Source organism: Nostoc cf. edaphicum LEGE 07299, assembly GCF_015207245.1.
GTDB lineage: Bacteria > Cyanobacteriota > Cyanobacteriia > Cyanobacteriales > Nostocaceae > Nostoc > Nostoc edaphicum_B.
In genome coordinates this window covers 1-3,174 of record NZ_JADEXF010000773.1, presented here as the reverse complement: position 1 = coordinate 3,174, position 3,174 = coordinate 1, and the positions used below count along the sequence as shown (strand labels likewise).

The window sequence follows — 3,174 nt, the reverse complement described above, 5'->3', positions numbered from 1 at the left end:
GACTACGAATTAGAGCGCTAATATTACCATTAAAAATATCTGCTATGTCATGAGGTTAAAATTAACGCATATAACTAAATGTTTTTGCCTAATTATCAACAGTAAATATCTTAAAGCCTTATTTTTTCGTACAGACTACCTAATTTAGGATGATTGCATTTACGGACTATAGCCTAGCCACATCAAGGCTTTGAACGTTTTCGGAGATGTCTAATAGTTCATCCTATGTGTTTCTGGTTATCACCTACCTCTCGTCATGCTTATGGCTAAAACAACTAGGATTTTTGGCGCGAATTCTCCAAATAGAAGCAGGAGTCGGGAAACGGCAAAGACGCGCTGGCTCACTTCCCTAGCTCACTTTTTACGTTTGCCTTTGTACTTCCTGGTCGCTTTGCTATGCATTGTCGGTTCACCAGTGCTAGCAAAAGTTCCTGGCTCAATCAATTCTTCATCCCAACTGCCAGTAAATAGTATAATATCACTCGCTGTGCCCACTGATGCCGCCTCACTCTTACAGCAGGGCAAAGTTTTATACAGTAATGGCAACTTTGCCAAAGCTGTAGAAGTGTTACAACAGGCTGTCCAAATATATAAGCAGCAAGGGGAGAGCCTCACACTAGCAGTTACACTGAGTAATCTTTCCCTAGCTTACCAACAACTCGGTGCATGGAGTCAGGCGCAGCAGGCAATTACAGAAAGCTTAAATTTACTTCAAGGACAGGATAAAAACCAAAATCTGCAAATATTTGCCCAATCACTAGATATTCAAGGTCGTCTGCAATTGGCAATGGGAAAGTCCGAAGCGGCTTTGGCAACTTGGCAGCAGACAGAAGAAATTTACAAACAAGCAGATAATCAAAGTGGCGTAGTGCGATCGCTAATTAATCAAGCACAGGCCTGGCGCACTCAAGGATTTTACCCACGGGCGATCAAAACACTTGATCGAATAAGTCAGACGTTAAAATCTCAACCAGATTCTCTAGAAAAGACAGTGAGTTTGCGATCGCTCGGTGATACCCTTTTGGTATTGGGCGATTTGAAAAAATCACACCAAGCCCTAAAAGAAAGTCTGATAATTGCTCAAAATCTAAAATCAAGCGCTGATATTGGGGCTAGTCTGTTCAGCTTGGGGAATAATGCCCGTAAACAAAACCAAAAGAAACAGGCGATCGCCTATTATCAACAAACAGTTGCAGTATCTCCCTCACCCCTGGCAAAAGTTCAAGCCCAACTCAATCACCTGGGACTACTGATTAAAGATAAAGAATGGGCAAAGGTTCAAACTCTTTTGCCGTCGATTGAGTCCCACCTCAACCAACTTCCCCTCAGCCGTGCGAGTATTTACGCTAACGTTAACTTTGCACAAAGTTTAGCAAAAGTCAAGAGTGGTGGATTACAAGCATCCAGTCAGAGTTCTTATGCAGGATTAAGTACAAAAGACTCAGCAAAATTACTCGCTAGTGCCATCCAGCAATCCCGCAGTTTAGAAGACAAGCGGGCAGAGGCTTATGCTCTAAAGAGTTTAGGCGGCTTGTACGAAGAAACCAGACAGTGGTCAGAAGCGCAAGACTTGACCAGGCAAGGATTAGCTTTGGCACAGAGTAGCAATGCACCAGAAATTACCTATAGCTTGGAGTGGCAGTTAGGTAGATTGCTTTGGGCACAAAAAGATATTAATGGTGCGATCGCCGCTTATGATGCTGCTGTAAACACTCTTGAGTCTCTCCGCAGAGATTTAGTAGTCAATAAAGATGTAGTGAACCAGGATGTGCAATTTGACTTCCGGGACAGTGTAGAACCCGTCTACCGCCAGTCAGTGGAGTTACTGCTGCAATCTCAAAAAGGAAAACCAGATGAAAAAATATTGGAGAAAGCACGCGAACGGATTGAAGCACTCCAACTAGCCGAATTAGACGATTTCTTTCAAGAAGCTTGTCTGCAAGGTCAGAAAGTAGCCCTCGATCGAGTAGTAGACAAAGATAATACCAAGGCTGCGATCCTTTATCCAATTATTCTTCGTGACGAACTCCAGGTAATTGTCAAAATTCCTACACAATCTCTGCAAAGCTACAGTACCAAGATTTCCCAAGCTAAAGTAGAGAAACTCTTAATAGAACTGCGAAGAAATCTTGTCGATCCAACTGCTACTAAGATCGTCCAAACCCAATCGCAAGAAGTTTACAGTTGGCTGCTTAAACCTATTGAGGCACAATTGCAAAAGAGTAGCGTCGATACGTTAGTCTTCGTCCTAGATGGCCCATTACGCAATTTACCAATGGCAGCTCTCTACGATGGTAAACAATATTTAGTAGAGAAATATGCGATCGCCCTGAGTGTCGGTCTACAACTCCTCGACCCGAAACCGCTAGTAAAACAGCAGATGAGAGCGCTAACCGCAGGACTAACTATGCCACCGCCAGGATTTCCCAAGTTTGCACCATTGCTGGCGATTAAATCTGAATTTGATGGTATTGCTAAAGCAGGAGTTTCGACAACCAGCCTATTGGATGGAGATTTTAAAAAAAAGAATTTGGAAAGTGAAATTGGTGCTGCTTCATTCAACATAGTGCATTTGGCAACCCACGGTCAGTTTAGCTCCCGCCTTGAAGACACTTTTATTTTAGATTTCGATGGTCAAATCAATGTCAAAGATTTTGATACTCTCTTTCGTAGTCAGGGTAAAACCGTAGTAGAACTATTAGTTTTGAGTGCTTGTCAAACAGCAACAGGAGACAGCCGTGCAGCACTTGGTCTAGCAGGAGCAGCTGTCCGAGCTGGGGCACGTAGTACCATCGCTTCCCTGTGGCAAATTGATGATGAATCAACAGCGATGTTTGTTAGTGCCTTCTATCGAGAACTCAAGAGTGGCAAAATCACCAAAGCCGAAGCAGTCCATCGTGCCCAGCTACAACTGCTGAAACATCCCAACTACAGAGCGCCAAGCTTTTGGTCTGCCTATGTATTGATTGGCAATTGGTTGTGATTTGGGGAGTCAATCTTTGTAATCGATCGCTGAAATTGTCCGCTCAAAAGTTGGCAAACTATCTGCTAGTTGATAAACCGCTTTTAGCAGCTTGAAGCTATCTTGATAGAAGTATAAATACTCAAAAGCTCTATATGCTAGATCGTTTCAATATACAATCTTTTCATTTTATGGGATATTTTTACCTAATC

General features: G+C 42.8%; 1 protein-coding gene. It reads left to right on the top strand.

Features of this window, described 5'->3' with window-relative positions; all coding sequences use genetic code 11:
• Positions 1-262 precede the first annotated feature (262 nt).
• Complete coding sequence (locus IQ229_RS20430; RefSeq protein WP_409339953.1) at positions 263-2,983, top strand: CHAT domain-containing protein; 2,721 nt, start codon at positions 263-265, stop codon at positions 2,981-2,983.
• Positions 2,984-3,174 lie beyond the last annotated feature (191 nt).

Excerpts from the sequence above, each read along its gene's own strand:
- IQ229_RS20430 (WP_409339953.1), top strand. The coding sequence starts at position 263 with ATGGCTAAAACAACTAGGATTTTTGGCGCGAATTCTCCAAATAGAAGC.